Origin of the sequence: Gardnerella sp. 26-12, assembly GCF_001660745.1 — a bacterium.
In the GTDB taxonomy this organism is placed as follows: domain Bacteria; phylum Actinomycetota; class Actinomycetes; order Actinomycetales; family Bifidobacteriaceae; genus Bifidobacterium; species Bifidobacterium swidsinskii.
The window spans coordinates 1-5,498 of record NZ_LWSR01000109.1 but is presented as its reverse complement, the minus strand read 5'-3'; the positions used below and the strand labels follow the sequence as shown (position 1 = coordinate 5,498).

At 39.9% G+C, this 5,498-nt stretch carries 1 protein-coding gene; it reads right to left on the bottom strand.

Annotated features, from left to right (window positions below; translation table 11 throughout):
* Positions 1-22: 22 nt before the first annotated feature.
* On the bottom strand, positions 23-5,498 hold a 5,476-nt coding region (locus A5295_RS05400; protein WP_064622055.1), incomplete at its 5' end, for a S8 family serine peptidase.

Sequence of the window (5,498 nt, the reverse complement as noted above, 5' to 3'; positions counted from 1 at the left end):
TTTATTTACTTATTTTGTTTATTTACTTGCTTACATGCGCATGATGGCGGCGAGTTTTAAACGTTACAGCACCGCTTGCAAGCAGCACCATAAACGTCACAATCATGCCAATCACACTGCTGCCAGTCATCGCCAAGTCAGAAGTCATCTTCTTGGCGGCAGACTTAGCGGCAGCCTGCTCCTTTTCAGCAGCCTTCTGCTTTGCAGCAGCGTTAGCATTCGCAGCACCTGCGTTGCCACTTTCGCTGGAGGCATTTCCGTCTGTACCAACGTAAGTAGTGCCAGTAAATGTGCCAAATCCAGAACCAGCACCTAATCCGTTGCCGAATCCAGTACCAGAATGAAGCTCCGAATACTTCAGGTTAATCTCTGCATCTGTTTCATCGGACGCTGTAGCATTCTCAGCAATAACCCACACGTTAGCCCAAGCAAGCTGCTCACCTTTATCGTTAAGCAAAACAATCGTATGCTTACCGAAGTAGCCAGCTGGAATCACAACATTAAACTGAGGTTGACCATTCTTATCCAAAGTTACTTTCACATACTTAGATCCATCTGCGCCCTTCAATAACACAGGCGAAGAATACATGTAAGCATAAGCGTAAGCAACCTTGTTTTTCTTAAGTTCCTTGATGAACTTGCTCATGGCAGAAGAGACCTTAGTCTTGTGAGACTTAGAGCCAGCATCACCCTTAGCAGGAGCATCCATGCCAGCGAAATACAACTTCACAGGATTGCTCTTACCAGCACGAACAACATCATTCATATGTTCACCAGCAACAAGGATTCCCTTAAGTGACTGATCTAGCTTTGCGATAGATTCAGGAGCTTTAGGTGCTGGAGTTGAGACGGAAGGAGGATTGACAGTTACAGAGGAGGAACCATGATCGTTCCCATGACCATCATTCGACTTCTTTTCAACGACGAATTCTGCGGAAGTATTCTTCGTTGCAACGTTACCAGCATAATCAACAGCTTCAACTGTGATTAAGTGCTTTCCGGCAGAAAGTGAATTGAAATCAACATCTACCTTCAGCGGATCCTTCAGATCTTTCAGATCGGCAAAAGTAGCATCGTAAGGATTATTCTTACTCAGCTTAATATCCGTTTCTTTAAGACCATTACTTGCATGATTTACTTCTTTACCATCAATCTTCACTCGCAATAACTTCAAATGATCATCTTTAGCTGTTACAGAAATCTTACGATTTGCTTCAACATGATCATTGTCCTTTATTCCAAGTGTCACAGAAGGAGCATCCTTATCAACAACAACAGGAGCACGACCATACAGTGCGCTAGACATCTGATCGATGGCTTGGATTAATACAAACTCTCCATTTTTAACTTCAACATCTCTATCGAAGCTCTGAGCATTAGTTTCTTTGCCTTTAGAATCAGTACTGAAGTTGTCTGAAGCAATAAGATTATTAATCTTAAGAGTATAGCCAGCAAAATCATCACTAATAACACCCTTGAATTTCACAGTGTCATTATTAGTAAATATTCTGCCGCCATACAACTTTGGAGTACTAAACATTACTTCTGGAGCCTGTCTGTCGAAGTAGAAAGCAACTGGAGTGTCTAATACCACATCACTTCCCTCTTTGACAATCATCCTAAAGTCATTTATTCCAGGATGCATTGGCAGAGTTACCGTGAATGTAGAATCAGCATTTGCATTAGTGGACTTAGTGATTGTTGCAGCTATAGGATCAAAATCCTCATACCCCGAACCATCATCTTTAACTCGATTAGCTTTTGTAAATAGCATTTCTGTAGCTTTGTTACTTACTTTGCCTTTTGCAGTAAATGAATTGAGCGAAGTACCACTATTTCCAGGAACAATCCAGTTGTATGATTCTAAGCCGTTAGCATTACTCAGTGAAATATTATAAAGCTTTGGCTTTGTTGGTATAACGCGATTAGCAAAACCTACATTCTGAGTAGCTGTGTTAACTCCATCACTAGCAACCAAGGTAACTGAATATGTACTAGCAGATGGAGTAACTTTTACAGTAAATGAGCCATCAGTAGCAACATTTACAGGCTCTTCCACTTGTTCAGTCTGGACTTCACCGCCAACAACCTCATCCTTACTATACTTAACAGTAAGCGTGAGCTTCTGCTTTGGAGTAGTATCGTCCTTAACTTCACCTTTAACTTCTACTGCACCATTTTGGTCAATTGTTACATTCCCGTTACTATCTGCATTAGTTAGTTTAATTGTTGGTGCATTTTCGTCGAAATTAGTTACAAGAGTTTCAACCACTTCTTTATTATCAGAACCTTTTGCCTTAACTTTTATTGTATTAGCACCTGATTTAATAGGAGCAGTAAAGCTAAATTCAGAATCATCTGTCTTAACAGCTAATTCTTCTTCTGCTTCAGTTCCTGATTGAACATAAGCTTTCACATCCTTGCAACCATCAGCAATACGTCCAGAGATTTCGATGCTGTATTTATCAACACCGTTATCTTTTTTAGCAGTGACATCCTTAATGCCAATATTCTTAAGATTAACCTCATTATTTATGAGAATCTTTTTATTAGCAAATCCCTTAAACACTTTGGAAGTATTGGTTTCATTGAAACCTCCATCATGCAAACTGACATTGACGTAATAAGCATCCTTACCTACATTAACTTTGCAAGTGCGAGTATAGCCATTTGCGTCATGAGTTTCACTGCAGTCCTTCTCATCAACCTTGATATAATCACTGTTACCATTAACTCTTACACCTGGTTCACTCAATGTTTCACTTAACTCATCATGAGCTGTAATGGTAATTTCACCATCTTTATCAGGTTCGCTAATTGTAACGGTTGGAGCTTTAGTATCAAGGTTAAAATGCATATCAGTCGTCTGGCACATATCCTTAGTCAAGCAAGCTTTTACTCGATAAATATATTTGCCATCAGGAAGCTTCTTATTCCAATGCGCGATATCAGTAGATGTCTTATCATAAATAGTTCCATCAAATTCAACAGAACTATTTAATGCTCTTGGATCGCGTAATAATTCTGAGAAATTAGAACGAGAAACGTCATGTTCCTCTCCTACTTCTGCAACAGTCTTACCAGAATTATCCAAAACAGAATACTGTATTAGACTTGCATTACGGAATAATGCTAGTGATGGTCGTATCTTATCAAATAACTCATCACCATTTGGAGAAAATTCTAAATGATCAGGAGCTTCATCATTAACTTGCACATCACCAAAATAACTTTCAGCAATAAGCGAAGTAGTCATATTAATTGCATTTTTAAGATACTCTTCACCAGGCTTTACAAGAATTGGTTCCTTATCCCAATTGCCAACAAAGCCAAGATATGGAACAGCCAAATCTGGTTCCCCAGAGGTCTTTGAAGTAAAACGCGCCCAACCTTCAACATAATGGTCGCGAGTCACGTCTGGAGTTAATGTAAACTCTACTTCCTTTTCTGACTTAGGATCTACTGTAACCGTATTAGTCGAAGAAGCTAATGTTTCTGAGCTAATAGAGGTAGTCGTTTCTGCATTAGCATTATTAGATTCATTAACAACATTTTGTTTAGGAACTTCATAAGTTACAGCCTTATCTCCATAATTATGCAGTTTAACAGTGAACTTACGATCTCCATTAACCTGGCGTAGAGCCACGTACGAATTGCCATTGACTGTTGCAATCACGTTAGTAGCAACAGCTTTATCAACCTGAGCTAATCCAGCGCCGATTTGACGAGGAGCAAATGGTACATTGCTGGAATTATTGAGAATCTCAGCCGTATTCATCAAGGCTTGTTCAACACGAGTAGCACGATCTTTAGCAGAAAGCTCAGGGAAGCGCTTCTTATAGCTTTCCATCACCAAAGCTGAAAGACCGGAAACGTTTGGAGCAGCCATAGAAGTACCAGACATATTAGTGTACTTGTTGTTGTTCTGAGTAGACCACACGTTACCGCCGATGCCAGCAATATGAGGCTTAAAATCAAGTTCTGGCGTTGGACCCCAAGAAGTAAAGCTAGAAGGATGCAACTTATCAGGATTTGCAATGCCCATTGTCTTATCAGAGAAGGAAACCTTAACTGTACCACTTGCATTAGCTTTGAGTGCATCAACAATCTTTAAAGCATCTTCACGACGAATTGATGCTCCAAAGCATGTGAACTTATCAACTCCAGCCATGCCAAGGAACTGTGCCGAATCGCCAGCTTTGTTATAAACGATTACACCATCAGCACCCTTATCAATAGCATTCTGGAATTTTTCACTAAATGCTATTGCGCCACGTTCAACTAAAGCGTACTTTCCATGAAGATCCAAATCCTTAACTTCATCTTTTTTGCCAAGACCGATATTCACAATCTCATGTTCTTTACCATCAGCTTTTCCTGAGGCTATAGAGTAAGGAATCTCAGTTGTTTTATTAGCTTTATCCGTATATGAACCAGCGGTTTGAATAATATAAGAATTTTCTACAGAAGCAACGCTGAAAGCAGAAGGATAAGAAGACGGTGAACCAAGAGTTGCATCATCCCACTTTCCTAATGCATCATTAGTTCCTCCAGATGTAGAGAAGCTTAAACCGGAGTTTCCTGCAGAAATAACTGGAAGCACACCAGCTTCGCGAGCCTTCTTTAAAGCGAGAGATGTAGCATTAGAAGTTCCACCAAAACCGTTATCTGAGCCGAGAGACATGTTAATAACGTCCGCATGAAGCTTTACAGAATCCTCAATTGCAGCAACTATATCAGCATCACGAGCTCCGTGCGCTCCCGGCTTATTTGAAAATACTTTCATTGCAAGTAACTGAGCATTTGGAGCAATGCCGTTAATATGACCGTTTTTATCAGCTGGCTTATTCTCATCATCACCATTAGCTGCCACAATACCAGCTACGTGCATGCCATGCTGCTCTGCACCACTATCTGTAATAGTGTAGTTTTCATCAGCATAGTTGAATCCAGCAGGAACTTTATTAGTGAACTTTACACCATTAGACGGGAATGTGTCCTTAATCTTACGAGCTTTTTCAGCTTTGAAATCAAGCTTCATATCATGGTGACTTGGATCGATGCCCGTATCGATAATAGCCACAAGCATCCCAGTTCCATCAAGTCCACGCTTCTTAAATTCTTCATTTACACCCTGCAAACCGCGAGCATAATTTTCAAGAGGATAATACAAACGTTCTTTTGCAACAGAAGCTACTTCATGTTCATGACGTAAAGCCGCAACTTTCTTAGCTGGTAATGTTGCTTCAAAACCATTCATCAGGTAACCAAATTGGCGACGTACTGTCATGCCATATTTTGAAGACCATTTTCCAATAAGACGATTCTGGTCAACTTTATTACTGTCTTCAGCTTGTTTCGAAGGAAGTTTTGGCTGTTTCTTCAAAGTAACGATAACAGTAACAGGCTTATTAGAAGTACCAGTCCTATTAAATGGATTATTAACTATTCTGCTAACAATCTTAGGATCAAGATATTTAGTAGTTTTATTCTTCTTA